The 220-nt window shown below is 46.4% G+C and carries 1 protein-coding gene; it reads left to right on the top strand.

Annotation, left to right across the window (positions count from 1 at the left end; all coding sequences use genetic code 11):
- Nucleotides 1–220: transposase (locus tag F7Q90_RS26510; protein WP_211369720.1), on the top strand; the 220-nt coding region annotated here is incomplete at both ends.

Below are 220 nucleotides of genomic sequence, written 5' to 3'. Positions count from 1 at the left end.
CAGTAAAGGTTCATCCTTATTTATCAGACTGTTAAAACATCTGAAGGCGACATACCGGCGTGCAAAAACGATTACGCTCATTGTAGATAACTACATCATCCACAAAAGCCGTGAAACGTTGCGCTGGCTGAAAGCAAACCCAAAGTTCAGGGTCATTTACCAGCCGATTTACTCGCCGTGGGTCAATCATGTCGAACGGTTGTGGCAGGCGCTTCATGAG

This window comes from Pantoea stewartii subsp. stewartii (assembly GCF_008801695.1).
GTDB lineage: Bacteria > Pseudomonadota > Gammaproteobacteria > Enterobacterales > Enterobacteriaceae > Pantoea > Pantoea stewartii.
The sequence above is the reverse complement of the archived record's forward strand: the minus strand, read 5'-3'. Positions and strand labels throughout refer to the sequence as shown.